Annotated in this window: 23 protein-coding genes; 6 read left to right on the top strand and 17 right to left on the bottom strand. The window is 43.5% G+C overall.

Annotated elements, in window-relative coordinates; genetic code table 11:
* Positions 1–626: 626 nt before the first annotated feature.
* Positions 627–926, bottom strand: coding sequence for a hypothetical protein (locus DESPCE1_RS0104115; RefSeq protein ID WP_019849573.1), 300 nt, complete (start codon positions 924–926; stop codon positions 627–629).
* A gap of 578 nt (positions 927–1,504) precedes the next feature.
* On the bottom strand, positions 1,505–2,032 hold the full coding sequence (locus tag DESPCE1_RS0104110) for a hypothetical protein (protein WP_014792775.1): 528 nt from the start codon (positions 2,030–2,032) through the stop codon (positions 1,505–1,507).
* Positions 2,033–2,241: 209 nt separating this feature from the next.
* Between DESPCE1_RS0104110 and DESPCE1_RS24135 the strand changes: the two genes are divergently transcribed.
* From DESPCE1_RS24135 to DESPCE1_RS23585, 3 genes are all read left to right on the top strand, one after another.
* Positions 2,242–2,805 carry a DUF5661 family protein gene (locus DESPCE1_RS24135; RefSeq protein ID WP_019849572.1) on the top strand — a complete coding sequence of 188 codons (564 nt, stop codon included), beginning with the start codon at positions 2,242–2,244 and terminating at the stop codon, positions 2,803–2,805.
* Positions 2,806–3,157: 352 nt separating this feature from the next.
* Positions 3,158–3,991, top strand: coding sequence for a transposase (locus DESPCE1_RS21720; protein ID WP_019849571.1), 834 nt, complete (start codon positions 3,158–3,160; stop codon positions 3,989–3,991).
* Entirely contained in the window at positions 3,945–4,391 is a 447-nt protein-coding gene (locus tag DESPCE1_RS23585) for an IS110 family transposase (RefSeq protein WP_371200619.1), read from the top strand. The genes DESPCE1_RS21720 and DESPCE1_RS23585 overlap by 47 nt, the downstream gene beginning before the upstream one ends.
* A gap of 240 nt (positions 4,392–4,631) precedes the next feature.
* On the opposite strand, the gene DESPCE1_RS0104095 is transcribed toward DESPCE1_RS23585, so the two are convergent.
* The 12 genes from DESPCE1_RS0104095 to DESPCE1_RS0104040 form a co-directional block, all read right to left on the bottom strand.
* Positions 4,632–5,711 (bottom strand): hypothetical protein, encoded by a 1,080-nt coding sequence (locus DESPCE1_RS0104095; protein WP_019849570.1) that lies wholly within the window; start codon positions 5,709–5,711, stop codon positions 4,632–4,634.
* A gap of 248 nt (positions 5,712–5,959) precedes the next feature.
* Positions 5,960–6,337: a Shedu anti-phage system protein SduA domain-containing protein gene (locus DESPCE1_RS0104090; RefSeq protein ID WP_019849569.1), complete on the bottom strand. Its 378-nt coding sequence runs from the start codon at positions 6,335–6,337 to the stop codon at positions 5,960–5,962.
* Positions 6,312–6,770, bottom strand: a complete 459-nt coding sequence (locus DESPCE1_RS23135; RefSeq protein ID WP_019849568.1) for a hypothetical protein — start codon at positions 6,768–6,770, stop codon at positions 6,312–6,314. Before DESPCE1_RS23135 ends, DESPCE1_RS0104090 begins: the two co-directional genes overlap by 26 nt.
* 261 nt (positions 6,771–7,031) lie before the next feature.
* On the bottom strand, positions 7,032–7,640 hold the full coding sequence (locus tag DESPCE1_RS0104080; RefSeq protein ID WP_019849567.1) for an SGNH/GDSL hydrolase family protein: 609 nt from the start codon (positions 7,638–7,640) through the stop codon (positions 7,032–7,034).
* A 236-nt stretch (positions 7,641–7,876) separates the two neighbouring features.
* Positions 7,877–8,365, bottom strand: a complete 489-nt coding sequence (locus tag DESPCE1_RS0104075; RefSeq protein WP_019849566.1) for a hypothetical protein — start codon at positions 8,363–8,365, stop codon at positions 7,877–7,879.
* A 168-nt stretch (positions 8,366–8,533) separates the two neighbouring features.
* Positions 8,534–9,277, bottom strand: coding sequence for a hypothetical protein (locus tag DESPCE1_RS0104065; protein WP_019849564.1), 744 nt, complete (start codon positions 9,275–9,277; stop codon positions 8,534–8,536).
* Positions 9,278–9,397: 120 nt separating this feature from the next.
* A complete protein-coding gene (locus DESPCE1_RS0104060; protein ID WP_019849563.1) occupies positions 9,398–10,051 on the bottom strand; it encodes a hypothetical protein in 654 nt (217 codons plus the stop codon).
* Between the two features lie 122 nt (positions 10,052–10,173).
* Complete coding sequence (locus DESPCE1_RS22040) at positions 10,174–10,869, bottom strand: tyrosine-type recombinase/integrase (protein WP_019849562.1); 696 nt, start codon at positions 10,867–10,869, stop codon at positions 10,174–10,176.
* A 44-nt stretch (positions 10,870–10,913) separates the two neighbouring features.
* Positions 10,914–11,183, bottom strand: a complete 270-nt coding sequence (locus DESPCE1_RS23490; RefSeq protein ID WP_019849561.1) for a hypothetical protein — start codon at positions 11,181–11,183, stop codon at positions 10,914–10,916.
* A gap of 484 nt (positions 11,184–11,667) precedes the next feature.
* Positions 11,668–13,185: a glutamate synthase subunit beta gene (locus tag DESPCE1_RS0104050; RefSeq protein WP_019849560.1), complete on the bottom strand. Its 1,518-nt coding sequence runs from the start codon at positions 13,183–13,185 to the stop codon at positions 11,668–11,670.
* A 12-nt stretch (positions 13,186–13,197) separates the two neighbouring features.
* Entirely contained in the window at positions 13,198–17,850 is a 4,653-nt protein-coding gene (gene gltB, locus DESPCE1_RS0104045; protein WP_019849559.1) for a glutamate synthase large subunit, read from the bottom strand.
* 240 nt (positions 17,851–18,090) lie between these two features.
* Positions 18,091–18,645 carry a helix-turn-helix domain-containing protein gene (locus DESPCE1_RS0104040; protein WP_014792754.1) on the bottom strand — a complete coding sequence of 185 codons (555 nt, stop codon included), beginning with the start codon at positions 18,643–18,645 and terminating at the stop codon, positions 18,091–18,093.
* A 170-nt stretch (positions 18,646–18,815) separates the two neighbouring features.
* Here DESPCE1_RS0104040 and DESPCE1_RS0104035 point away from each other — a divergent pair, with 170 nt between their 5' ends.
* The 3 genes from DESPCE1_RS0104035 (at position 18,816) to DESPCE1_RS0104025 (ending at position 21,633) form a co-directional block, all read left to right on the top strand.
* On the top strand, positions 18,816–19,535 hold the full coding sequence (locus tag DESPCE1_RS0104035) for an AzlC family ABC transporter permease (RefSeq protein ID WP_019849558.1): 720 nt from the start codon (positions 18,816–18,818) through the stop codon (positions 19,533–19,535).
* Between the two features lie 86 nt (positions 19,536–19,621).
* A complete protein-coding gene (locus DESPCE1_RS0104030) occupies positions 19,622–20,905 on the top strand; it encodes an IS110 family transposase (RefSeq protein WP_019849557.1) in 1,284 nt (427 codons plus the stop codon).
* Positions 20,906–21,330: 425 nt separating this feature from the next.
* Complete coding sequence (locus DESPCE1_RS0104025) at positions 21,331–21,633, top strand: AzlD domain-containing protein (protein WP_014792752.1); 303 nt, start codon at positions 21,331–21,333, stop codon at positions 21,631–21,633.
* A gap of 14 nt (positions 21,634–21,647) precedes the next feature.
* Here the strand turns inward: DESPCE1_RS0104025 and DESPCE1_RS0104020 are convergent, their stop codons facing one another.
* The 3 genes from DESPCE1_RS0104020 to DESPCE1_RS0104005 form a co-directional block, all read right to left on the bottom strand.
* The gene (locus DESPCE1_RS0104020; protein WP_019849556.1) at positions 21,648–22,751 is read right to left on the bottom strand and encodes a mechanosensitive ion channel family protein; all 1,104 of its coding nucleotides are present in this window, start codon (positions 22,749–22,751) and stop codon (positions 21,648–21,650) included.
* 268 nt (positions 22,752–23,019) lie between these two features.
* Positions 23,020–24,642, bottom strand: a complete 1,623-nt coding sequence (locus tag DESPCE1_RS0104010) for a cell wall metabolism sensor histidine kinase WalK (RefSeq protein WP_019849554.1) — start codon at positions 24,640–24,642, stop codon at positions 23,020–23,022.
* Entirely contained in the window at positions 24,635–25,348 is a 714-nt protein-coding gene (locus tag DESPCE1_RS0104005) for a response regulator transcription factor (protein WP_019849553.1), read from the bottom strand. The genes DESPCE1_RS0104010 and DESPCE1_RS0104005 overlap by 8 nt, the downstream gene beginning before the upstream one ends.
* Between the last annotated feature and the right edge of the window lie 167 nt (positions 25,349–25,515).

Genomic DNA, 25,515 nt, shown 5'->3' with positions numbered 1-25,515 from the left:
TTACGGGAACACCTTGTTCTACGAAGTCCCACGCTACTCGAAGCCAAAGCCAAATTGATGACGTTACACATTAATCTATTGCGCTATACTTTTAATCAAGTCAAGCAATTTCTTAAATCTGTTTTCTTTACTAACAGAATTTTCTATTTTCTTGAAATATCCAAGTTTCTCCAAGTATGGTTTTAGTTCGAGGGTGTTTAAAATTATTATCTCGTAGTTATCTCCACCAAAATATAAGCACTTACGAAGGTTACTATATGTTTTCTCTTCAAATTTCTTTGAATGATAGTAAAGTGCAGCATAATAATATTTACAAGCCTTTTCTTTATGCTGATTTTCGATTAGCTCAATAATATATAAGCAGATGTACGAACCAATGGTACAGCTATGTGGGATTTCGTAGAACATCCGAGGAGTCCCGCAGCGTCCTAACAACATGCATCATCCTCTAGTTGCGGGACTCCTCTGTTCTACGACGTATCGCGCCCCCAGACTCTGCAGTGCCATGGACGGCGCTCCCCGGACGGCGCTCCCTTGAGCAGAGTCAAAGATTTCTGCGGCATAAAAAATAATAAGAAGTAGTATGATGCTGATAAGCATAGACTAACGCTGGGATAATGTAAAATTTATTGAGATTTCTTTCTTTCATGATAAGGCATTTTAGTAATTATGATTGGAGTGCTTAAATCAACATTTGGCAGTTGCTGTGGGCCAGCTTTATCTGGCAGAGACAGAGCTTTTTGAGCCCCTGCGGGCAAAGGATCGTATATAGAATTTCTGATAATAACTTTTCGTTTTAACTGTCCGCTTTCTACAGATAAAGTACTTTGATCCTTTTCTTTTACACTTACTTCTACATTACTACAAACTAAAACTGAACTTAATAATACCAAAACCGAAGCTGTTAAAATCATAGTTTTTATCAAATTTTCTCACCCCCAAAGTAATACCCTCATTATTATATATAATGACTATAGGATGAACTATCACTTATGACTCCTTATCACGGGTATCCAAATTTCTAGGGCTCTTCAATTTTGTTTGCCATATGTATAACACAATATCAATTCAATACAATATTGCTTTATTTCAGGTCCAATGTTATCTATACTGTAGTGGTTTTGTCGGCAACTTCAATTGAATTACTGTTTAAAAGGTTATCATTATGAGCCTACCAAGAACAACGGTACGATGATGCCAGAAAATAAATCCTCTTCAATTCATGCTCCTCCTAACAATTCTAAATTGGGTAATTCATTTCTTATTTATATAGACGTTTAGTAGCTTAATTTGAGCCAGAATTTAGTTCACATTATCTTTCTAATGAAAAAATACTCCAAGTTGTTTCCCGCGCCATGGACGGCGCGGCCTTTGCATGATATGTCGTAGAACGTTTCGAGGAGTCCCACAGCGTCCTAACCACATTCATCATCCTCTAGTTGCGGGACTCCTCTGTTAGGCGAAGGACCATCTTTTAAGACATCCTATAAAAGAATGGTTGTTATTATTCCGCTAAATAGGAATCGATTACTTTCCATGAAATATCTTCGTTATTTACGCTATAATTAAGCAACATATATCCATTAATGTGACCATCATCAAAATATGCATAAACCCATTTGTCCGAAAGCACGTATATATTATCTTTGCTATAGAAACCCATTTTTCCACCTAAAACTCCATCATAAGGAATCAATTCGTTATGTTTTAAGAGATCGTCTACAATATCTTGGACGCTACCATTAAATCCCTGCCGTTTTAAAGTGTTAATAATATTTGGATTATTTGTCGCAAAGGTGCTAATTAGTCTTGAATACTTTTCTGTCTGAGCTTTAAGGTCTGAAACCTGTGAAGTCAAATTTGCCTCACTTTGTATCCATGTCTTTTTCTCAGCTTCATAATCTATAACTTTTTGATTAAGTAAAGTTAAGGTTGTTTGATATTTCATTATGACAAAAACGGAAATTGCTATAATGACCGTCAATAGTGAAAGCCAAATATTTCTTTCTCTTTTGCTCACTCTGCTAGCCATATTTTCTTCCCCCTTCTCAAAAACCTACCTCCAGACGTGAAATCTATCTAAAAATGGTCTTTCGCCTAACGTTCTGTGAATTTGCGAAGTCTGGTTATCACATTCATACCCTCTCAGATTTTGCAAATTCGCTGTTATCTGATGCAGCCGACCTCAAACAAAAACTCACACTCTTCCACCTCTGAATAAGATAATAGTGAGGTGGTTACATGAATACGAATCATAAGCATTACTTTCAAGGAACGACTAACGAAATACTTGGTCATCACCACAGGTACTATGGTGAAAGTAGCGAAGCACCGAATTTACCGAATCATGTTCATGAGATATCTGGTTGTTCCACAAAAGATGATAGACATAGACACTACATTAATGTTTTTTCTGGATTCGCTATTGAAGTTCCGGGAGGCCATATTCATTCCTACCAAGGTTTAACCACTATCGATCAGAAACATTGTCATTCCTTATCTAGTAATACCTTTACAAATAACTATGTACCCATTGTCAGAACCAGCTTCACTATACAAGAATCTATGATTATCGGTGAGTACCTTGGCATTGATTGGAGTCATAGTCCATTTGACGTTGGCCAGTTTCGAACAGGTCTGGGCGTAGAATTGGAACACGGCAGGCGCGATGCCACTACAAATGTAACTGATGATGACCCAATTACGACTGGCAAAATTGCCTTGGCCCATTTAAATGAGTTCCCAGACTACTACACGAGATTAGCGAAACTGGAGAGAGAAGCTAAAGCTTTTTGGCAAAAATAAACCGCTAAAGCATTTCCCGCCCATAATAACAACATGTCTTCTTTCAGGCTGTTTCAGATAACGTTCCGCGTATTGCCGACGCGTCCTAACCACATCCATCTTTTCTAAGTGTCGGCAATACGCTGTTCGTATTATAGGTTCATAACCAGTTCAATCTGGGTATGGACCTTTTTCTTTTATATTCCCTTATACTGAAAGAAAACTGGGTAAGAACGTATACTCTGTTGGGACCTGGATCCCGTCACATAAACTGTTTATACCCTCTTTGGCACCAATACTTTGATTGAGCTGGTTGGGCCTTGAGCCCGTATCACAATGCGAACCTAAAGGTGGTTGTTAAAGATGGAACCCGGTGAAAGAGGAGGTTTTTCAGATCAATGTTCCTGTGTTAAGTATTGATATTTCTAAGTCTAAGAGTGTAGCTGCTTTGTTTAAAGGATATCAAGAGTCTGTTTCCAAACCCTTTCCCTTCTTGCATTCTCCGAGTGATATGTCCAGATTAACTGATATACTTCTTAAACTTGAAAGTGAAACTGGCAAACGCCCTCATGTAGTTATGGAAGCGACGGGTAATTACTCCAAGCCCATTACAGCTTACTTTCAAGATGCAGGTTATAAAGTAATTGTTCTTAATCCTCTCCAAACTCATGCTGAAAAAAAGAAATCCGTCCGCAAGGTTAAGACTGACCCCATTGATGCGAATCGGATTGCTCAGGTTTATTATTTGAATGAATTTATTGAAGCCAAACCTGTTGAGGATCACATCTTGGAATTGCAAAACCTCTGTCGGCAATATGATAGCTTTAATACGCTTTATACTGAAACTCAACTTAGGTTTCGCTCTGTTTTAGATCTTATATTTCCTAAGTTTGAATCAGTGTTTGCTCACTTATGTAGTCCTACTGCTTTAAAGGTCCTTTCTACTTTTTCTTCGCCAAAGGCTATTTTATCTGCCAACCGTGAGCAGATCATTGAGTGCCTTAAGCCTGCAAAGAAATCAAGGGACTGGAGCAAACTTAAAACAGATAAACTTATTTTGGCTGCCAAGGAAAGTTTGCCTTTTAACCGGGCCCAACAGTTAAATATACGGGTTTTAAGGATGTACATTGAGCTCCTCATATCCCAACAAGATATTCTGACTGACATACGGGCTCAAATGGTCTATTGGGCAAACTTCTTCCTCTGAATATCCTCTCCTACGCTCTATCCCCGGAGTCGGAGAGGCCACAGCCACCACCATCCTAGCTGAAATTGGTGATATTAAAAGATTCCCGAGTGCAAAACAGCTGGTCGCCTTTTCTGGCATTGATCCATCTGTATTTGAATCAGGAAAGTTTAAATCGGGTAATAATAAGATCTCTAAGAGAGGGTCACCTTATCTTAGAAAGGCCATTTATCAAGCTACTGTGGCTGGGATCAGTAACAGGGCTAGCGGTCCCTTAAATCCAATCCTCAGGGACTTTTATCTCCGGAAAGTCAATGAAGGTAAGCCGGTTAAAGTCGCAATTGTAGCCACGGCTAACAAAATGCTAAGAATGATCTATGGAATCCTTTCCTCACAACAGCCTTTTTCAGCTTCTAAATAACAATTCTCTGTTGACTTAGATATCCCTTTTATTCACATCCCCTTTTTACATGCTTACAACATGTAGGCCAGCTTTGCTATACCCATTTCTCTTATCAATTACTACAGAAAAACTTTTACTTGACAGCAATTAGCTGGTTTAAATGAAGTTGGTCGCCCCCATATTCAGCAGTCGTCATGGACGGCGACCACTCAAGCTTTCTTTGTAACTCTATATAATTTGGATAAATGAGAAGTAAGTTCAAGTCTTTCTAAAATTAAACATCTCAGCTTCAACAATAAATAAAATGAAAACAAATATATAAGAAGCTACACTTATTTGTGCCATCGCCAATGTTTGTTCAATATTTAATTTCCATTTATCTTTATTATTACTAAGTGCCCAACTTGCCCTCTCCCAGTTTTTTGATATCAAAACACTTTTATCTTTATCTACACCGAGGTAAAGATTCACAGATTCTAAACCTTCTCTTGTGTTATTAGAATATATACTATCTACTCCCGATGCAAAACAAGAGCAGTTTACTGCTATCCAATGGCATACTTGTTTAACTGCATCAATCCCTGATCTATTTTTTAAATAATTGTCATTAATAGATCCCATATAGAAATCGTATTTTTCCCAAAACTGTTTTTCTCCTAAGTGTAAAGAGTTTATTTTATGAAATTCCTTCGCAGAATTTATTCTGAATAAATCCTTGTTTAAATTAGCATAAAGTTCAAAATTCCTATGGTTAGAAAAAATAGCAGTTTTGTTTATTACATGATGTGTTTCATTCATATCTTCAAGATAGTGACATGCTTTAGATAACTCACTAATAACTTTATCTGAAATAAATTTATCGTCAAAATAAAAGTTGATAGCTTTCACTGTGTGATATAAAAATAAACCCATTGCATTATAACTAATACCTTGATTTTTAAAATCTCCGAATAAATTCTTCATTCCAGTTGGCATCATTTTATAGGTTTTATTAAATACTTTATATGTATAATTTGAAGCTTCATAAGGTGAAAAGAAATGGTTCGAAAATAATGATAAAGGGAATTTCCTACCATTTACGTCTACACCATCTTTAACTAATTTCTTAACTTCATAATAGAAATCTCGTTCATTCTCATCGGGAGAATTAGCATCACTTTGGAATTTCTCTTTTCTGTCATATAAATATTTTAATGCATCTTTAATTTTATTAACTGTTGCATCATTAATATTTGAGAAATAATTTGTTCCATTCAAGTCATTTATAAGTATGTTTAATCCATTTTCGTGAATAAAATTATGTGTTGTCCACTTTTTCTTAGCTAACTCCATTTTCATACTTGTGAGACTCCTTCTATATAACTATTTCTATTTTCATCATTTACACTGTTCACTATCAATGAAATAGTTTTACTTACGCAGGACACACGGCATTCCCTGCGACCAATTTCATTTAACGTCCAGGTGTTCCCGACGCGCCCTAACCGCATGCATCATCCTCCAAGTGTTGGGAACACCGTGTTATCTGAAGTATGGTGCCCTTTTATTCAGAGTGCGCCAAGGATGGCGCACCCTTTAATAAAAACTTAATATGTAGATTTGCCAATTATATTTGTTGCAGTATCTAGGAGATTATCATAATGAAGTACCAGTATCTTCTGTTCCTCTTCTATTTTTCTTTTTAGTCTATATGTTCTATCTGTGAAATCTTTTCTTCTTCCTGCGACAACTGAATAATGCATTCTTGTTCTATCAAATTTATGAAATTCTTCGTCTAATAAAATATCGGGATGTTTGTACTTTACAAAAGTCTCATATAAAGAGGAATAGTTAGCTTCAAGCCACTCCTGCCAATCTTCTATTTGTTTTAAACCTTTTCTAAAAGTATCGCCTAATTCTCCATCCTTAGTTGTTATATTTCCGTATGGTTTTTGAAGCTCAACAAATACAAAACTGATGTCCACCTGAGCTTCTTCCAATAAGCAAGTAATCAACCTTGTAAGAATTTCCGAGCATAAATTCCGGTATAATATAAGCACTATGATGCCCAAAATAATAATTATCCTTTAGAATTGAAGCAACAATAAAATAAGCTCTCTTATCTTTTATAAAATTTAATAATGTTCTCTCATCGGTTGAAACATCATTTAATAGTTCTTCATATTCACAGATGTGCTTTTCTAAGGAAGAACAATCTTTAAGGTCTTCAATATCTAAATAATTATTGGGGAATAAACTCAAATAATGCCTCGCAGCTTTAGGATAATCCCTAAACAAATTACGCCTTAACTTCGAAGGCTTACCATCTTTATATATCACCTCCTTTTGTTGAATCACGTCCCATTCTTCTTTTTCTAAATCATCAAGAACAGTATAGTCTCTTTCATATATCTTCATATTACCCCACCACAATCATTTTCTTTTTAATATTCAAACCGCGCAGGACGCGCGAATCTCGCACCATATTTCAGATAACGTTTCGAGGAGTCCCGCAGCGTCCCAACCACATTCATTATCCTCTAGTTGCGGGACTCCTCTGTTATCCGATGCCGTACGCTCCCATATCCAGAGGCCGCCATGGACGGCGGACCCTTGTACATCCGTCAACCTTAAGCAAATTATATTAGTTCTTGAGAAGTTAATAAGAGATATGAAGAGTCATCGGTTACAAAATAAGTGTCCTGCAATAAATGCCCCCTGAAGTGCCTGTACTGATTCTTTAAAATGTACGTGATCGGAATAAATATCGTCTCCTAGATTATTTGTAAATGTATAAATGTCAACACATGATATTTGGTACTTGCCCATTATATTCTCCGCTATGCTATTATAGAGAATTACATCCTTGTTATACCGTATAAAGCCTTCATTTCTACGATTATGTATAGCATCCAATACAGGTGTAGTTGTAATCCACATTACTCGCTCAGACATCTTTAAAGCTAGGTCAGATATTATATTCAGATTTTCCTCATATTCCCACTCCATAACTTGAATCTGCTTTGTAACCCTGTCTATTCTTATATCATGTAGCCCGCAATTCAAAAGCAAGATGTTGTACGTTGTTCCCTTGTTATACTCGTCTTTTAAATATTCGAGGACCATCTTAGAATCACCGGCATTAGCACCAACAGGTTTATCCAAATCTCCATCAACTATTTCACTTATCCGGTCGAAGTTATATTTACTTTTTATCATTTCCTTTAAAAATGGGCCATAGTGTATTGAAACGCTATCGCCAATGACCAATACTGTCTTCCGCTCCATGATATAGAAAACCTCTCTTCAATCTTCCTTCGACAGCAATATAAACCTGACACGAACGGCTACCGCCTTGCTCCAAAAATCCGCGCATAGACGCGCGGTCTTCACGTACGGTTTCGGATAACGTTCTGTGTGTTCCCGTAGCGTCATACTACTTGCATATTGGCTAAGTTACGGGAACACCTTGTTCTACGACGTGTGGCGCTTCCTGCTCAGAGGTTGCCACGGATGGCAACCCCTTAATCCATTGCTTTTTTTGCTAACGTATATATTTCTTTTACTGCATTCAATGAAGTTTCATCACTTTGATTCATATATGACACAGTTCTCGTTTTTTCCATAGTTTCACGATCAGTTAAAATTAGTTCCTTATCAGAAATAACTACTATAGTTGCTTTCGGAGCTCCGTGTTTAGTTTCCAAAAGCTGTAGTACAAAGGTTGTATCTACATTAAATTTCTTCCCTTTATCTAATACTTCCTCCTCTTGATTGATACTTATCTTACTAAATCTGATGACGTCCATATTCTCTAGCAAAGTTTTTATTTGTTCTTTGTCATCGAATTCTTTTGTAACAGAATTACCTGAACTAATTATCATCATGGTTATTTTATTTTTATCCAAAGGTGAAATTTGATTTGCACTAAATTTTTCTTGGCTACACCCAGCCAACTGTATTACTAATAAAATACAAATAACTACTAAGATCATAAACTTTTTAGCTTTCATACTACTATCTCCTTAAAAAATCCCTGCCGCCATGGACGGCGGCTAACTCGCCACATGTCGTAGAACGTCCCGAGGAGTCCCGCAGCGTCCCAACCACATTTATCATCCTCTAGTTGCGGGACTCCTCTGTTATCTGCAGTGAGGCGACCCAAAATACCGGCTGTAATGTTAGAATACAGATAAATAAACCTCATAGATACTTCTTCGAATTGTGTCTGGGCCAACTATCATTCCCTTTATTCTTAAATCATCAGGCTCAATGCCTTTAAATTCATTACAAATAGGATACCGAAATGTGACATTTTTCCAAGCTGTAACCTCGTCTAAATGAACCTCCATCCACCCATCAACAAATTCGCTAGACAACATCTCTTTAGGAATATCCGCATTAATCTTTATTTCCCAACTTTCATTAGTATTAATGTCTACACCCATTTTATAGCCTTGTTCATTACCACCATGATAGAAAACAAATGCTTCTGTTTTAACACGAGCTAAATAATCAGTTGAACGCAAGAAGTACCAGACAATGTCTAGATATTGAAGGCACATATCTTGTGTTGGCGGTGTCGCATCTCGATGTTCAAGAGCATTTCTGACTTCTAACAGACTTTTTAACATAAATGGACGAATAGCACCTAAAAATCCTAGTCGTTCTAGCAACCATTTTGATTTATTAGTAATGGGTAAATTTTTAAAATTATAGATTTCATCCAATAATCGTAAACGGTGATCCATAGCCCTCTTCAAAGTACCGATAGCATCAACAAGATGGAATTCACCAGCAGGTATACTCAATAACTCTTCCGCGTGATTCCAAATATCGTATGCCCTTTTGCTACTTTCTAAATCATAAATACTGGCTGTTTCTTGCCTTGGATACCATCTTAAAATTTCTGATGAAAGCCACACAAAAAAGTCCCCCCCCAGAACTGCATAGAAATACTTAACAGCCTCATTGCAGATAACGTCCCGAGGAGTCCCGCAGCGTCCTTACCGCATGCATCATCCTCTAGTTGCGGGACTCCTCTGTTATCTGTCGTTTGTGCTACCCGACATGTCTTCAACTTTCTTGTGCTGAAGTAATTTTTCTAACTCAAATCTTTGAGAATTGTTAGTCATTAGTTTAAATTCTCTTATCCAAAGTATGTCCTCTTTATTAAGGAAGAGTATTGTATAGCCTTTTAGATGATTGAATCGCGGCTCCTTCCACCTATAGAATTTGATTTCATCCCATTTAATCATATTGCCGCGAAAGAACATTCCATTTTCCGTAAAGAAGGATTTTACATTAAAGATCAGATATAATTCGGAAACTAGCACATATATCGTTATTGCATAATATAAGAGATATTCGTTAGGGATTCTATTAGATACGATCGTTAATACCGATATAGCGAACATTATTAAGGCCAATGTTATGTCGATTGATACAATAAGAGGAGATGTTCTCCAATCACTTTCCATTAGAAATAATATCTCTCCAGCTTTTTGCTTTATCTTCTTTATTCTGAGTATATCTAATAAGAGGAGTGCTACACCCATTATGAGTGCGATAAAGCCAGCAATATTAAGGGGGATATAGTTAGATATTTGAAGCCACATCACGATGATGTTGATAATAAGGTAAATTGCAGTAAATATAATTTCACCCCCTATATAATAGGACCTAATAAATATGTGCAAACGAACACTCCGATACACAAATGACAGATAACGTCTTTTTACCGCAACATCAATGCGCTTTTTGTAACTTTACCAAGGGATTACCGCATGTTATTGCGGTAATCCTACCTCTATCAACAGTTCTAATTTTGGTCATTTTTCCATATTGAATCCAAGGGATTCTTTATTTTTCCTAAATCTTTATTGCTCACGTGAGTATATATCTCAGTTGTTTTCGAGCTTTGGTGCCCTAGCAACTCTTGGATATATCTTAGATCCGTTCCTGATTCCAAGAGGTGAGTAGCGAAGGAATGTCTTAAGGAATGGACAGATAGGTCTTTGTTAATTCCTGACTTGGCTAAGGCATTCTTAAAGATTACCTGGACCGTCCGCTCTGATATGTGGGTTTCCGGATCTTCGCCACTAAATAGCCACTTCTTGGGTTTATAGTAGGTAATGTATTCATTCAAAACCGCCATTGCCGTATCAGAAATTAGACTATACCTATCCTTTTTCCCCTTTCCCTGTTTGATGCGGACCAATTTCCTATCTGGATGTAAATCACTTAATGTTAGCCTAATAACCTCGCCCACCCTTAGTCCTGAGGAATAGGTAATTATGAGAATAGACCTATGTTTCAGATTCTTAACGGTTGAGAGAATTTTAGCGACTTCCGCTTGACTAAGGACTTGCGGTAATTTTTGTTCCTTTTTGGGTCGGGGAATATCCATACTGTCAATACTTTGCCGTAATACGTGCTTGAACAGAAATTTTATGGAGCTAAGGGCTTGGCTTACGTAGGCATGGGATTTTTTTCGTTCTGCAAGCTGAGCAGCCAAATAGCTTCGTATATCATCCTTTGAGATATTTCTTGATTCTCTTTTTATGGTATAAAAAATCTACTTGCATGCCCAAGGTAAGCCTTTCTTGTCTTATCACTAAAGCCCTTGAGAATTAACTGCTGTTCCATGGCCTCCAGATCCTGCTGTAAAGACATTTCCCAATTAAAATAATGATTCAGTTGGTTGAGGTTGAGCGCAGGATCAATTATTACCGTCTCATCTGAAAAAATTCTTTTCAATTCATATATTGATTCAGGTGTATAGGGAATAACCCATACCCTTTTTTCAGGATTCCAACTCCTTATCGACATAGTTTTAATCTTCTGTACTCTTTCCTTATATAGGAAAAATGAACGAATAATTCTTTTGAATTTCCCTTTTCGCAATTCAAATATATCGTCATTTGGATTGCCCCTTAGAAATTAGCTTTTATAACTTTATTCTCCACAAACTACCTATTTCCTCTTAATTTTCCTGCATCCTACACAACGCCTGTAAAACTTTACTAAATATATGTATCTACTTGCTTAGGTACACCGAGGATGTATTTCATTTTGTGCAAATGCACCAAATGAAACAGCCCTTCTTTTCTCTGGTTAAAATGAGGTAAAATGACGAAGGGACAATTCATCGACACTACTCTGTCAAATGAATCGTCCCTTTAGATTTCATAAGCTACTACTGCGTATTAGCTATTGCTGCTTACCTCATTCTTTATTGCTACTTCCTACCTTATTCTTATTTCTTACTAAATGCATATTTCCTACTTACTTCACGCCTCTTACTTCACCCTTCTTACCTAATCCCACTCCTCCCCATCAGATACTTATCCACTTCACGGGCTGCCAGCTTCCCTTCCTGGAGAGCCCATACTACAAGGCTCTGCCCCCTTCTGGCATCTCCCGCAGCAAAAACCTTTTCCACATTGGTTTCAAATTCTTCATACTCCGCTTTGAGATTACTTCGCTCATCCCGCTCGAGGTTCAGCTCATTGGGTATCGCATCTTCCGGGCCGAGGAAGCCCATGGCCAAAAGGACCAAATCTGCTTCCCATACTTTTTTGCTGCCGGGCACTTCTTGGGGAACCGTTCTTCCTGAGGAGTCTTTAATCCAGTGGACTTCTACGGTATGAACTTCCTTGACCTCACCTTGCTCGTTGCCCACGATCTTTTTCGTATTGATGAGGTAATGACGGGGATCTTTTCCGTAGAGACTGATGGCTTCTTCCTGACCGTAGTCAACTTTAAGTTTTTTGGGCCATTCCGGCCAGGGATTGGTGGCCTCGATTCGCTTGACGGGGGGTTCGGGCATAATTTCAAATTGGTGGACGCTTTTACAGCCATGACGGATGGAGGTAGCGACACAGTCCGTTCCCGTGTCTCCACCACCAATGATGATGACGTTTTTCCCTTTAGCATTGATCCATCCGCCCTCTTGGTCATCTTTCTCATCCATGGTTTCTAAGCCTTCAAAATTGGAGTCCAGCAGCCTTTTGGTGTTGGCCGTCAGGAAGTCTACTGCATAGTGGACACCTTTCAGTTCACAGCCTTCCACGTTGAGTCCTCGGGCTTTGGTGGCACCAATGCAGAGAACGACCGCATCATATTGATTTACCAGGTCCTGCGCCGGGATATCCTTGCCAACCTCGGTATTCAGAACAAAATAGATACCGGATTCCTTCATTAAGTTTATGCGCCGCTCCACCACGTTTTTCTCCAGCTTCATGTTGGGAATGCCATACATGAGGAGTCCGCCGGGACGGTCGGCCCGCTCATACACTGTGACCTCATGACCCACGGCATTGAGATAATTCGCTACAGATAGTCCCGCGGGGCCGGAACCGACCACTGCCACCGTTTTACCGGTAGATTTTCCTTTTTGGGGCTTTACCCATCCTTCGGCAAAAGCCTTCTCGATGATCTCATACTCTATACAGTTGATGGTTACGGGCTCCATAATATAGCCTTCGGTGCAGGCTCCTTCACAGGGTGCAGGGCAAACCCGGGAGGTGAATTCCGAAAAAGGACTGGTACGGCTTAAGCGCCGATAGGCTTCTTCCCATTGCCCTTTGTAAATCAGTTCATTCCAGTCCGGAATTAAATTATGCAGAGGGCAACCTGAGACCATGCCATTGAGCATGACCCCGCCATCGCAGAAGGGAACGCCACAATTCATACAGCGGGCCCCCTGGGTCTTCATCACCTCAGGGTCTCTGGGCAGTTTAATCTCCCGCCAGTCCTGAATACGTTCCTCAGGGGCGCGCTTCTTGGGATCAATCCGTTTATACTCTAAAAAACCTGTTGCTTTTCCCATGTTTGTCCCCCCTTACTTAGCCGCTTCCGACGTTTTGAAATGCTCTGCAAAGGCTGCCATCAGCGCTTCATCCCCTGAATATCCGTCTTGGAAGGCCTTATCGATATTAGCCAGCATCCGCTTGTAGTCCTTGGGAATCACTTTGGTAAACCGGGTTGCATAGCGTTCCCAATCCGCGAGAATTTTTCCTCCCTGGGGACTATGGGTATACTCCACATGCTTGCGGATCATTTCCTTGACTTCATTAAGTTCGGCTTCGGATTGGATGTTTTCCAAAAGCACCATGGATGTATTGCAATAGTTCTCATCAAAATCCAGGATATACGCTACCCCGCCGGACATTCCCGCTGCAAAGTTCCGTCCCGTCTTACCGAGGATGACCACTTTGCCGCCGGTCATATATTCACAGCCATGATCCCCTACACCTTCTACTACTGCATGAACGCCACTGTTTCTGACGCAGAAGCGTTCCCCCGCAATCCCATTGATATAGGCTTCCCCTGAGGTTGCTCCATAGAAGGCTACATTGCCGATCAGAATATTCTCTTCAGGAACAAAATCCGCAGTCCTGGGTGGGTAAACGGCGATTTTACCGCCGGAAAGTCCTTTGCCCAGATAATCGTTGGAGTCCCCTTCCAGCTCCAGAGTTAGTCCTTTAGGGACAAAGGCCCCGAAGCTTTGACCGGCTGAGCCTACAAAGGTCAGTTTAATGGTATCTTCAGGCAATCCTTGTTCTCCATAGCGCTTGGAGATTTCGCTGCCGATAATGGTCCCCACGACCCGATCCACATTGTTGATTTTCAATTTGGCACGGATCGGCTTTTGATTTTCTAAAGCAGGCTGACAAACCCGCAGAAGCTTTTTCATATCCAGGGATTTTTCCAGCAGATGTTTTTGGGTTTGGGTGTTATAGCGGCTTACATCAGAGCCGGCATAAGGCTGATAGAGAATCTGGGAGAGATCCAGATGTGTGGCTTTCCAGTGCTTAATCGTCTCTTTGCTTTTCAGGCGATCGGTACGGCCAACCATTTCATTGATGGTTCGGAAGCCCAGCTTGGCCATAATTTCCCGCATTTCCTGGGCGATAAAGCGCATAAAATTTTCTACGTGCTCAGGCTTGCCTGTGAAGTTCTTTCTTAATTCCTCATCCTGGGTAGCGATGCCCACAGGACAGGTATTCAGGTTACAGACCCGCATCATGACACAGCCCAAAGCGATCAGAGGGGTGGTGGCAAAGCCGAATTCTTCAGCACCCAGCATCGCGGCGATGACCACATCACGCCCTGACAAAAGCTTGCCGTCTGTTTCCACCACCACCCGGTCTCTCAGTTTATTGAGGACTAAAGTCTGATGAGTTTCAGCTAAGCCCAGCTCCCAAGGCAGTCCCGCATTGCGGATACTGGTTCGGGGAGAGGCCCCTGTCCCCCCGTCATAACCGCTGATCAGAATCACATCGGCCTTTCCTTTGGCTACTCCGGCGGCAATGGTGCCGACTCCCACTTCAGAAACCAATTTGACGTTGATGCGGGCATCCCGGTTGGCATTCTTCAAGTCGTGGATCAGCTCCGCCAAATCTTCGATGGAGTAAATATCATGATGAGGAGGGGGAGAAATCAGGTCCACACCTGGTGTGGAGTGACGGGTTTTGGCCACCCAGGGATAAACCTTGCGTCCCGGCAGCTGTCCCCCTTCGCCGGGTTTGGCTCCCTGGGCCATCTTGATCTGAATCTCCTGGGCATTGACCAGATAATGGCTGGTGACACCGAAGCGTCCGGAAGCCACCTGCTTAATGGCGCTGTTTTTACTGTCCCCATTCAAGAAAGTATCATCGACCTTTCCTCCACAATGAGACAAAACCTTAAACCGCTCCGGATCTTCTCCGCCTTCACCAGTATTGCTCTTGCCCCCCAGCCGGTTCATGGCAATAGCCAAAGCTTCGTGAGCTTCCTTGCTGATGGAGCCATAGGACATAGCCCCGGTTTTAAAGCGCTTGACGATGGAATCCACGGACTCCACTTCTTCGATGGGGATGGTATCTCCGGCATTATAGTTGAAGTCCAAAAGATGTCTTAAGGTATAGACTTCTTCTTCATTGATCTTTTTGGTGTACTCTTTAAAGAGAGCATAGTTGCCTTCCCGGCAGGCCTTTTGGATTAGATAGATGGTCTCCGGATTATAAAGATGCTTTTCCCCATCTTCTTTACATTGGAAGTAACCGCCTACCTCCAGACTGTCTGCATAGAGGGAGTTTTCATCATAGGCGCTTTCATGGCGCATTTGGTTCTCCAGAGCAATCTCTTCCAGACCTATCCCTTCCAGACGGGAAGGAGTCATGGTGAAATACTTATCGATCAAGTCCTTCCGCAGCCCCACCGCCTCAAAGATCTGGGCGCCATGGTAGCTGTGCATGGTGGAGATCCCCATCTTGGTGAGAACTTTAAGCATTCCCTTTACAGAAGCTTTAATGAAGTTCCTGATCCCTTCCTGGGCGGTCAGTCCATCAAGGAAGCCCTTGGCTGCCAGGTCTTCGATGGTCTCATAGGCAAGATAAGGATTGACCGCGGTTACCCCATAGCCCACTAAAGTACAGAAGTGATGAACTTCCCGAGGTTCCGCGGATTCCAGCACAATACCCAGGTTCGTGCGGATTTCTTTGCGGATTAGGTGGTGGTGAAGGCCTGAAGAAGCCAGGAGAGCCGGAATGGCCGCCTGCTCCTTATCCACTCCCCGGTCGGAGAGAATGATGATATTGGCCCCTTCCGCAATCGCCTTATCCGCTTCTTTGAAGATCCGCTCCAAAGCCCGCTCCATAGCCTTCGAGCCGCCCCCTACAGGATAAAGCATGGATAAGGTCACAGTTTTAAACTGCCCATGCTGCAAATGTTTAATCCTGTTAAGCTGTTCATTGGTCAGAATGGGATGCTCCAGGAAAAGGGATGCCGTATTCTCCTGGTCGGGGTCCAGCAGGTTCCCGGAATTACCCAGGAGCATCGTGCAGGACGTGACGATTTCTTCCCGGATGCCATCGATAGGAGGGTTCGTTACCTGGGCAAAAAGCTGTTTGAAATACAAATAGAGCATCTGAGGTTTTTCCGACAAGACCGCTAACGGAGAGTCCATACCCATGGCTCCCACAGGATCACCACCCTCTAACGCCATAGGTTGGATGGTTTTCGTAATATCTTCAAAAGTATAGCCGAAGGCTTTTTGCTGCTGAATCAGCTGCCCCTGATCTCTGCTTTCTTTCGGTTCCTCAACTATCCCAACTGACTCAGCTCTCCGCTCCATCCGGGCTGCCTCAGGTAAACTGCTGAGCTTCACGATGTGCTTCTCAATCCACTCACCGTAGGGATTTTTCCGGGCTACGCCGGCTTTGATCTCCTCGTCGGCAATGATCCTCTGGGCCTCCGTATCAATAAGCAGCATTTTTCCGGGCTCCAGACGGCCTTTGTATTGAACATTCTCCGGCTTGATATCGATAACTCCCACCTCGGAAGCCAGAATGACCTTATCATCCTTGGTGACATAATAGCGGGAAGGGCGCAGCCCATTACGGTCCAGTACCCCGCCGATCACCACTCCATCGGTAAAGCCCATAGCGGCGGGGCCGTCCCAGGGTTCCATCAAAAAACTATTGTAAGCATAGAAATCCCTTTTCGCCTTAGGCATGAAGTCGTTGTTTTCCCAGGGTTCAGGAATCATCATCATGACCGCATGGGGAAGAGATCTTCCCGTCAGGTGCAGGAACTCCAGGCTGTTGTCGAACATAGCGGAATCACTGCCGGATTCATCCACAATAGGATAGACTTTGCCTATATCCTCAAATAAAGGAGATTCGATGCCTTTCTGCCGGGCTCTCATCCAGTTCACATTCCCCCGGATGGTATTGATCTCCCCATTATGGACAATATAGCGGTTCGGGTGAGCTCTTTCCCAGCTGGGAAAAGTGTTGGTGCTGAAGCGGGAATGAACCATCGCCAAGGCCGAGACGAAATCCAAATCGGATAGATCCAGATAAAAATGACGCAGCTGCTCCGCCGTCAGCATCCCTTTATAAACGATGGTCTTGGCGGACAGGCTGGCCACATAGAAGGTACCGCCCTTATCCTCACACATAGGCAGAATGATTTTTTCCGCTCTTTTGCGAATGGCATAAAGCTTTCTTTCAAAGTCCATGATATCCGTAAGCCGGGGGTCCTTCTCGATGAACACTTGAATAAAGCGGGGCATCACTGCTTGAGCACTTTCTCCGATGGTGCTTTTATCGATGGGGACTTCTCTCCAGCCGAGGATTTTCTGACCTTCCTCCCCTACGATCCTTGCGAAGGTCTCCATTTGGGTTTCTCTAAAGTCAGCATAACGATGAGCAAAGATCATTCCTACCCCGTAATTCCCCTTTTCCGGTAGCGCAAATCCCAGCACCTCACATTCCCGCTGAAAGAAAGCATGGGGAATCTGAACCAGAATCCCTGCGCCGTCCCCTGTGTTTTCATCCGCACCGCTGGCTCCCCTGTGATTTAGATTCTCCAGTACCGTTAAAGCTTCATCTATAATCTCATGGGACGTTTCACCTTTGATGCTGACCACAAATCCCATACCGCACGCATCATGTTCTAATGCCGGGTCGTAAAGACCCTGTTTTTGCGGCAGACCGTAATTTTGCATAGTTCTCCCCCTTTTTTGTTCAATACTGCTCTGAAAATAACCCAGAAAGGTCTAAGTGATAAACTGCCACTGCTACAAAATAAAACAAAAAGGCGCTCCAAAAAAACTCGTACTTATCAGGTACTTGTCTTTTTGAGCGCCTTTGCTCCATTTCTCGATTAAGTTTAACTTAGCATAATAAGGCTTAGCATTTCAACAGTTTTCGCTAATGTATACAATATTTAAGGTTTAAGCCCTTTACTATATCGAATAATAAATGACCATACTCGCCCGGGTTAATTGTTCCAATCTATTGGAATAAGTATGGGGCCTATCCGCCATGAATTTAATGGAGTCTCCTGCCTTTATACTATACTCTTCATCATCCACCTGAATGGTTAGAACACCCTCATAGACCGTAATAAATTCCTGAGTCTTTTCTCCATGAGAATTTGAAGAAAAGGAACAGCCCTTTTCAAGTTCTATCGTATAGATTTCCACTCTTCGTCCATCTTCTGAGGGAAAGATTGAATAGACCTTATATCTACCGTCGTCCTCAACTTGCGGTTCCATATCCTCTCTTGGGACAAGGAAGGTCTCCGGCTGGGGAATATTGATGATTGATGTATAAGGTATTTTCAAGCCCGATGCGATCTTCCAGATGGTTTTGATGGTCGGGCTGGATTCACCCGCCTCAATTTGTCTTAACATCCCTTTACTGACACCCGTCATATCCGCTACCTTGTCCAGGCTTAATTTCATCTCATCCCTGATTTGTTTTAAGTTATTGGCAACAATCTGATTCAAATCCTTCAAAAAGGTCTTCCCCCTTGTATCTTATCCTCCGGCAGGATATACTATATCCATTCGTATGTTATACTATACTTATTTGTCCAATATAACATACGATATTTAAAGTCTATGCTTTTTCATTATACCACTGCACTTAAGAATAGATAGACCGCACAGAGCCGGAGGGAGAAAACATGAACAGAGAACATCAGATTGCAGACAGTATCAAAGAAGGACTCATCGCTGCTCTTCCCCTTGTCTTTGGTTTTTTTCCTGTGGCTATGGCCTTCGGGCTTCTTGCCAAAAATGTTGGGATTTCGTTACAGGACACCAGTTTGTTTTCCGTGATGGTTTTTGCCGGAGCCAGTCAATTTATGGCATTGGATATGATCAAAGACGGCATTTCAGCAGGAAGCATCATCCTTGCCACATTTCTTCTCAACTTACGGCATTTCATTATGAGCGCTTCTTTATCGGTCAGACTGCAGGGAATTAGAAAACACTGGCTTTTTGTCATTGCTTTCGGCATTACCGATGAAGCCTTTTCCTTGATCTCTTTAAGAAACAGAACCTTGAACGTCCCATTTTTGCTCACCCTGCAAATTATCCCCTATTTTTCCTGGGTCATAGGTACGATTGCAGGGTATCTTGTGGGTACCATGCTGCCGGAGGCCGTTCAACTTAGCCTGGGGGTAGGACTTTACGCTATGTTTATGGCCTTATTGGCGCCTGAAATAAAAAAGTCCTTTTCTGTCTTGTTTTTAGCGGTGATGTCCGGGATCTTTTACCTGGCTGCCTCACACTTCAATCTCCTGCCCCCATCCTGGTCTTTCATTGCCGCTGTGATCCTGGCGGCCGGAATGGGTTCTTTCATTATTAAAGATGAGGAGCATTCCTGTAGTAGTCAAAAATGATCTTTGTCAAAAAGAAGACCTCACGTTACAATTTGAAAGGACTGTTGGCCAACAGAATCCAATCAAAATAACGGAGGTCATCCCAAATGAATTTTACACAAAACGAGAAGCTAAAGCAACTATCTGAAAGAAGTATTGTGATCGGAGTGGACATCGCCAGCGAGCTTCATTATGCCAGGGCATTTGACTGGCGAGGAGTCGAGCTGGGCAAGGTATTCAAGTTTGAAAACAACGCTGAAGGATTCAAGGATTTCCATGCATGGATTGAACGTTTAAAAAGGCAAGCACAAAAGGAATGCATAGTGGTAGGCGCAGAACCAACCGGTCATTACTGGTTTAGCCTGGCATCTTACCTAAAAGAGCAAAGTATTAAGCTGGTCCTCGTCAACCCGTTCCATGTAAAGCGTAGTAAGGAGCTTGATGACAACCACCCCAGCAAAACGGATGCTAAGGATCCCAAGACCATCGCTAAGCTGGTCATCGAGGGCAGATACAATGAGCCCTATATCCCGGAAGGAATCTATGCAGAACTGCGAATAGCAATGGCCTGTAGGATGCGCATCCAAAAGGAAATGAACAGTATAAAAAATCGTGTTCAACGGTGGCTGAAAATCTACTTTCCCGAGCATGAAACGGTGTTTGGAAAGTTTGATGCCACGAGTAGCATGCTGGTATTGCAAGTTGCCCCGCTACCTAGGGATGTTGAAAGACTTGGAGCAGAAGGAATCAACCGAATTTGGAGAGACAACAAATTGAGAGCAGTCGGAATGAAAAGGGCTAAGAGCCTGTATGAAGCTGCTCAGAAGAGCATTGGTTGCACCGAAGGAGAGTCTTGTTCCCGAATGGAAATCCAGCTATTACTGCAAGACTATCATACTAAAACAGCACAATATGAGGCAGTCACTGAAACCATCGATGGGTTGTGCCGTCAGATACCCGAAGTAGCCAAGTTGCTTGAAATTAAAGGTGTTGGCCTCGTTACCGTGGCAGGTTTTCTCTCCGAAGTGGGAGATATTAGACGCTTTAATTCTCCAAAGCAAATTCAAAAGCTAGCGGGCCTAGCCTTGCGAGAAAGTAGCTCGGGCAAGCACAAGGGACAGACCACCATCAGTAAGCGAGGTCGAGCGCGGTTGAGGGCGATTCTATTTCAAGCAGTGATGCCGCTAGTCGCCAAAAACGCAGAGTTTGCAGAGATACACACCTACTATACGACAAGGCCCAAGAATCCACTGAAGAAGAAGCAATCGTTAATAGCCTTAAGCTGTAAACTGATTCGGGTGTTCTATGCCCTATTAACAAAGGGTATAGACTATGACCCGAAAAAGCTGATTCAAGATATTCATCGTCCAGTTGAGTATTCAGCAGCGTAACAGAATAGCAGCGAAATCACAAAAACAAACGGTCTGTGAGTAAGCGTCACCGCAGAAGTGAACAATCCAGGTAGCCTAGCAGACAAAAGAGCTGGTAGTCAGTCGGATAAATCACCATTAGAGCAAAGACTCGGTTGAGGAGCATAACTGACACCCAATCATGGATAGGTGGAACGAAGGAATTTAGGGCGGATTTATCATCTTGACCCTGTTAGACATGGGAGGTTTACCACCGTGAGAATAATGGGTTTACAACGGCCAACATATGCTAAAAAAGCAGACGTTTGCTTTGCTATACCCAAATTCTCTGAATTAGGCATTCTATGCGAATTCTATCCGTGGTGAGCTAGTTTGTTTGGTAAGGAATTCTATGAAAAAGCGAGATATTCAAAGAAAATCAAAAGATATTATAGGGAGGTTTCCCCATGAAAAGCTATCTCCTTTTAATTACCGGGATGATGGTTGTAACCTATTTGCCCAGATTGCTTCCCCTGCTTATCATGACGGGAAGACCTCTGCCCCCTGTCTTGAAGAGATTCCTGCGCTATATACCCTATACGGCTTTAAGTGCCTTGATTATCCGGGGAATCATGCAATCCGGACCAGATATGAGATTAGCAACCGTTGTCGGTATCCTTGCCGCCGGTATCTGCTCCTGGCTGAGAGGCAGTTTAGTCTTATCCGTGCTGATTTCCATCATTGCAGCATTTATCGTTCTACAAGTATAGAAGCTCCGCAGAATTTATAGCACCTCTTTCGGCACGTCACTCTTATCCCTTTCGATATAGACGCTCCGCGAAGGAAGGGCTACCACTATCCCCAGCTCTTCAAGCAGGGTCATAATCTTAAAGTTTACATCCTCCTGAACCTCAAGGAACTTTTTCCAATTGGTGCTGTTGGTAAAGAAATAAACGAATATGTTAAGGGAATTATCCCCAAACCGCTCAAAATAGACCAGGATGGTTTCGGGATGGACTTCCGGATGATTCTCAAGGATGGTTCGTAAGGATTGGATACATTGTTGAAGTTGTTCAGCCGTCGTTTGGTAACTTACTTTGAGTTGAAAATTAACTCTCCTCTTCCCCATCCTTGACCAATTGGTAATGGGTTCATTGCTCATCACTGAATTGGGGATGGTTACCACCGCTTGCGCAAAGGTTCTCACCTTAGTGCTTCTAAAACCAATCTCTTCGATCGTTCCTTCCACACTGGGGGTCTGAACCCAGTCTCCAATGTTGAAAGGGCGATCCAGCATAATGGTCACACTGCCGAATAAGTTTTTAGCTGTATCCTGAGCTGCGAGAGCAAAAGCCAGGCCGCCAAGTCCTAAACCCGTCAAAACACCGGTAATTTCCTTAAACCAGACTTGAGCTATGGTAATAGCCCCTAAAACGATAATCAATGCTTTAGCCCCTTTGCTCAAAAAGGAAACCAGCATATCGTCAAATTTATCCGCTGTGAGCAAGGCCCGTTTTTCAAACAAAGCTGTAAAAACATCCGTCGCCCGATAAGCCGCCCAAAATAAAGTATATAAAACCAAAGAGCGAATGACCCTATTGACAAATAAACTGACCTCCGGGGGCAGGAGCAGCATCTGTGTCGCGATCTGTAAGCCTATGATAATAAAGGCCAGCTGTACCGGCTTATCCAGCACTTCCACGATATTATCATCGACGGCACTCTTCGTCTTTTGGGTTAATTTCTGCAGTAAGACAATGATCACTTTAGAAAATATCTTTTTCAGCAGAAAAGCCAAGAGCAGAATTAATATAGCTCCCCCAATTCTCTTTAGGTTGGCGCTATAAATTATAGATTCCCATTGATTTTGCAGATCCAGCAGACCCATGTCTTACCTCCACTTAGTTCTTCATAATATTCTTAGAAGGCAGCAACAAACTATAGTTAAGAAATTATACCATACTTCAAGTCCTCCCTAAAATCATAAGCCAACAGGCTAAAAGATCATAAAAAAATGGGGGAGCTGTATCCAACAGCTCCTTCGCCAGTTATTGCGGACCTGTTCACCGATAACCTGCATAGAGGGGAGCATGGCTTCATGAAGAATCGTCCCGGGCCGGGCCCCGGCTTCCTTTTGATCCACCGCCACCTTTTAACTATTTGTCAATTGATCCCTGTTTCCGGGCGTAGCTATTATCGGTAAGGGCTGAAGCCTGAAGAGAGGGAAAGAAAATGCTGAAAACTGTTCCCTTGCCCAGCTGGCTGGTGACCTCGATCCGGCCGCCTTGCAGCTGAACCATTTTTTTGACAATCACCAAGCCCAGACCGCTCCCTTTTTCTTGCTGGCGGCCGTCCTGCCGGTTCTTTACCCGGTAGAACCTCTCCCAAATGTGCGGCAGGTCGTCGGACGCTATGCCGGCGCCGTTGTCTTCAATAGTCAGGACTACCTCGCTGCCGTAGCGTTCCTCCACGCCAACCCGGATCGTTCCGTTTTCGGTGGCGGCGATGGCATTCTTCAATAAATTCCTGATAATCTGTTCCAGCCGGTCCACATCCCCGATGACCACAGCTTTTTCCGTTTTCTTCTCCAGGTAAATCCCGTTCTGCTTGCCGGCGGCCACGGCCTCCATGGAAACGACGACCCCCTGGGCCAGCGCGACCAGGTCCACCGGCAGCCTCTCCACCGTGACATTGCCGCTTTCCAGGCGGCTTAAGACCAGGATATCGTCGACCAGCCTGCCGATATGTACCGTTTGCGTGTAAATGGTGTCCAAATACCGCTCCCGCAGAACCTCGTCCTGCACCACGCCGTCCCGGATGGCCTCCACAAAGCCCTGGACGGCCGTGAGCGGCGTCCGCAGCTCATGGGAGATCTCGGCAAACAGGCGGGCTCTTTCTTCATCCATCCGCAGGCTTTCGCTCTGGATCTTCTGCAGTCTTTCCGTCAGTTTATTGAGCTGCCCGGCCAGGACATTGATCTCATCCAGAGGCTGGTCATCCGTGCTCAGAACATACCCCCCGCTGCTTATCTCCCCCACCGTGGCCGCCAACCGGGAAATCGGCCTGGAAATATACATGGCCAGGTTCACGGAAACGATTAGAACAATCACCAGGACGGTCATTCCCCCGATCACCAGGTAAACATGCAGTTTGTTCAAGGCCAGGTTCACGTTGGAGGGCTTGGTCTCCAGTAAAATACCGTTTTCCGTGGCCTGGTTGTTGTTGCCCATCGGAACGACAACCAGGAATGCGAGCTGCCCCGTTTCGGGGTCCGTTGTGCGGCTGATCGCCGTCCCGCCCTTAGTGAAACTCTCCACGTGCCGAGGCTCCACCTTGCTACCGGGCACCACTTCCTGCTCCGCCGAAGTGTCCAGAATCGTTCCCCCCCGGTCAAAGATGGTGATCCTGGCGTCAAAGAGGTCGGCCAGGTATTTCAGGAAATACTGTTTCTCCTGAACCTGATCGTCGGCCTGTCCTTCCGGCGCTTTGCCCCAGACATAGTTCGTTTGCTGGAGCAGAGCGAAGTTGACCCGCTTGGCCTTGCGCAATAGCTCCTGTTCAGCCTGGTCGTAGGTTACCTGTTTGACCATAAAGCCGGAAAACAGGATGAGGGAGATCAAACCGACGACAAAGACCGTAACATTGGTGAAAAGAATACGGGTATAGATATTTTTATTAAACTGTTCCCCCAACAGGTGCTTAACCTCAAGCCAGAACCCCCGGACGGCACCGGCTGCCCGCTGAAGTTTCCACCTGATCCATCGCAGATCATTACGCAAAACCGGTCTCTCCCCCTTTGACGGGGGGTGTAAACTTGTACCCTACACCCCAAACAGTCTGCAGGTATTCGTGGGGCAAAGATGTCAGCTTTGTCCGCAACCTGCGAATATGAACATCCACCGTACGCTGATCGCCGAAGTAGTCATATCCCCAGACAGCCTCCAGCAGTTCCTCCCTGGTAAAGACCCGCTGGGGATTCTGCGCCAGGTGATAAAGCAAATCGAATTCCCTGGGGGTCACTTCGGTTTCCGCGGCGTCCACCAGCACTCTCCTGATATCGGCCCGGATTTCCAGCCCAGGGTATTTCAACTGCCAATTCGTGGCCGGGTCTGCCGCCTGAGTGCGCCGCAGCACCGCTTTAATCCTGGCAACCAGTTCCCGTGGGCTGAAAGGTTTGGCAACATAGTCGTCAGCACCCATTTCCAGGCCGAGAACACGGTCCGCTTCTTCTCCCTTGGCCGTCAGCATAATGATCGGAATCATGCGCACCGATCTTAAGTTTCGGCACAACGAAAGCCCGTCCTGACCGGGAAGCATGATATCCAGGATGACGACATCAGGATTCTCCCGGTCGAAGGCGGCCAGCACCAGGTCCCCGTCATCGACGGCGACCACTTCAAAACCCTCTCTCTCGCCATATAACTTGACCAGTTCCAAGACATTCTGGTCGTCGTCGACGACCAGGACTTTCCCCAAAAACAGCATCATTTCCCTCCTCGGCGGTTTTTATCCTATCTTACTCATAGTCCATCAGTTTATGGCGGTCCACAAATTGCCACTTTTCTTCCTGCCGGAAGCGGAAAAGGCTGAGAAGCAGCTACTTCTCAGCTCTTTACTTTTCATCCCGCTTGCCGCAGTCTGTTCTACTCTTC

Origin of the sequence: Desulfitobacterium sp. PCE1, assembly GCF_000384015.1 — a bacterium.
Classification (GTDB): domain Bacteria; phylum Bacillota; class Desulfitobacteriia; order Desulfitobacteriales; family Desulfitobacteriaceae; genus Desulfitobacterium; species Desulfitobacterium dehalogenans.
The sequence above is the reverse complement of the archived record's forward strand: the minus strand, read 5'-3'. Positions and strand labels throughout refer to the sequence as shown.

Coding starts and splice junctions, on each gene's coding strand:
- DESPCE1_RS0104095 (WP_019849570.1), bottom strand. CDS start 5,711: ATGAAAATGGAGTTAGCTAAGAAAAAGTGGACAACACATAATTTTATT.
- DESPCE1_RS0104005 (WP_019849553.1), bottom strand. CDS start 25,348: ATGCTGTTTTTGGGGAAAGTCCTGGTCGTCGACGACGACCAGAATGTC.
- DESPCE1_RS0104020 (WP_019849556.1), bottom strand. CDS start 22,751: ATGGGTCTGCTGGATCTGCAAAATCAATGGGAATCTATAATTTATAGC.
- DESPCE1_RS23490 (WP_019849561.1), bottom strand. CDS start 11,183: ATGTCGATAAGGAGTTGGAATCCTGAAAAAAGGGTATGGGTTATTCCC.
- DESPCE1_RS0104035 (WP_019849558.1), top strand. CDS start 18,816: ATGAACAGAGAACATCAGATTGCAGACAGTATCAAAGAAGGACTCATC.
- DESPCE1_RS0104030 (WP_019849557.1), top strand. CDS start 19,622: ATGAATTTTACACAAAACGAGAAGCTAAAGCAACTATCTGAAAGAAGT.
- gltB (WP_019849559.1), bottom strand. CDS start 17,850: ATGCAAAATTACGGTCTGCCGCAAAAACAGGGTCTTTACGACCCGGCA.
- DESPCE1_RS0104080 (WP_019849567.1), bottom strand. CDS start 7,640: ATGGAGCGGAAGACAGTATTGGTCATTGGCGATAGCGTTTCAATACAC.
- DESPCE1_RS0104050 (WP_019849560.1), bottom strand. CDS start 13,185: ATGGGAAAAGCAACAGGTTTTTTAGAGTATAAACGGATTGATCCCAAG.
- DESPCE1_RS0104075 (WP_019849566.1), bottom strand. CDS start 8,365: ATGAAAGCTAAAAAGTTTATGATCTTAGTAGTTATTTGTATTTTATTA.
- DESPCE1_RS0104110 (WP_014792775.1), bottom strand. CDS start 2,032: ATGGCTAGCAGAGTGAGCAAAAGAGAAAGAAATATTTGGCTTTCACTA.
- DESPCE1_RS0104025 (WP_014792752.1), top strand. CDS start 21,331: ATGAAAAGCTATCTCCTTTTAATTACCGGGATGATGGTTGTAACCTAT.
- DESPCE1_RS23135 (WP_019849568.1), bottom strand. CDS start 6,770: ATGAAGATATATGAAAGAGACTATACTGTTCTTGATGATTTAGAAAAA.
- DESPCE1_RS24135 (WP_019849572.1), top strand. CDS start 2,242: ATGAATACGAATCATAAGCATTACTTTCAAGGAACGACTAACGAAATA.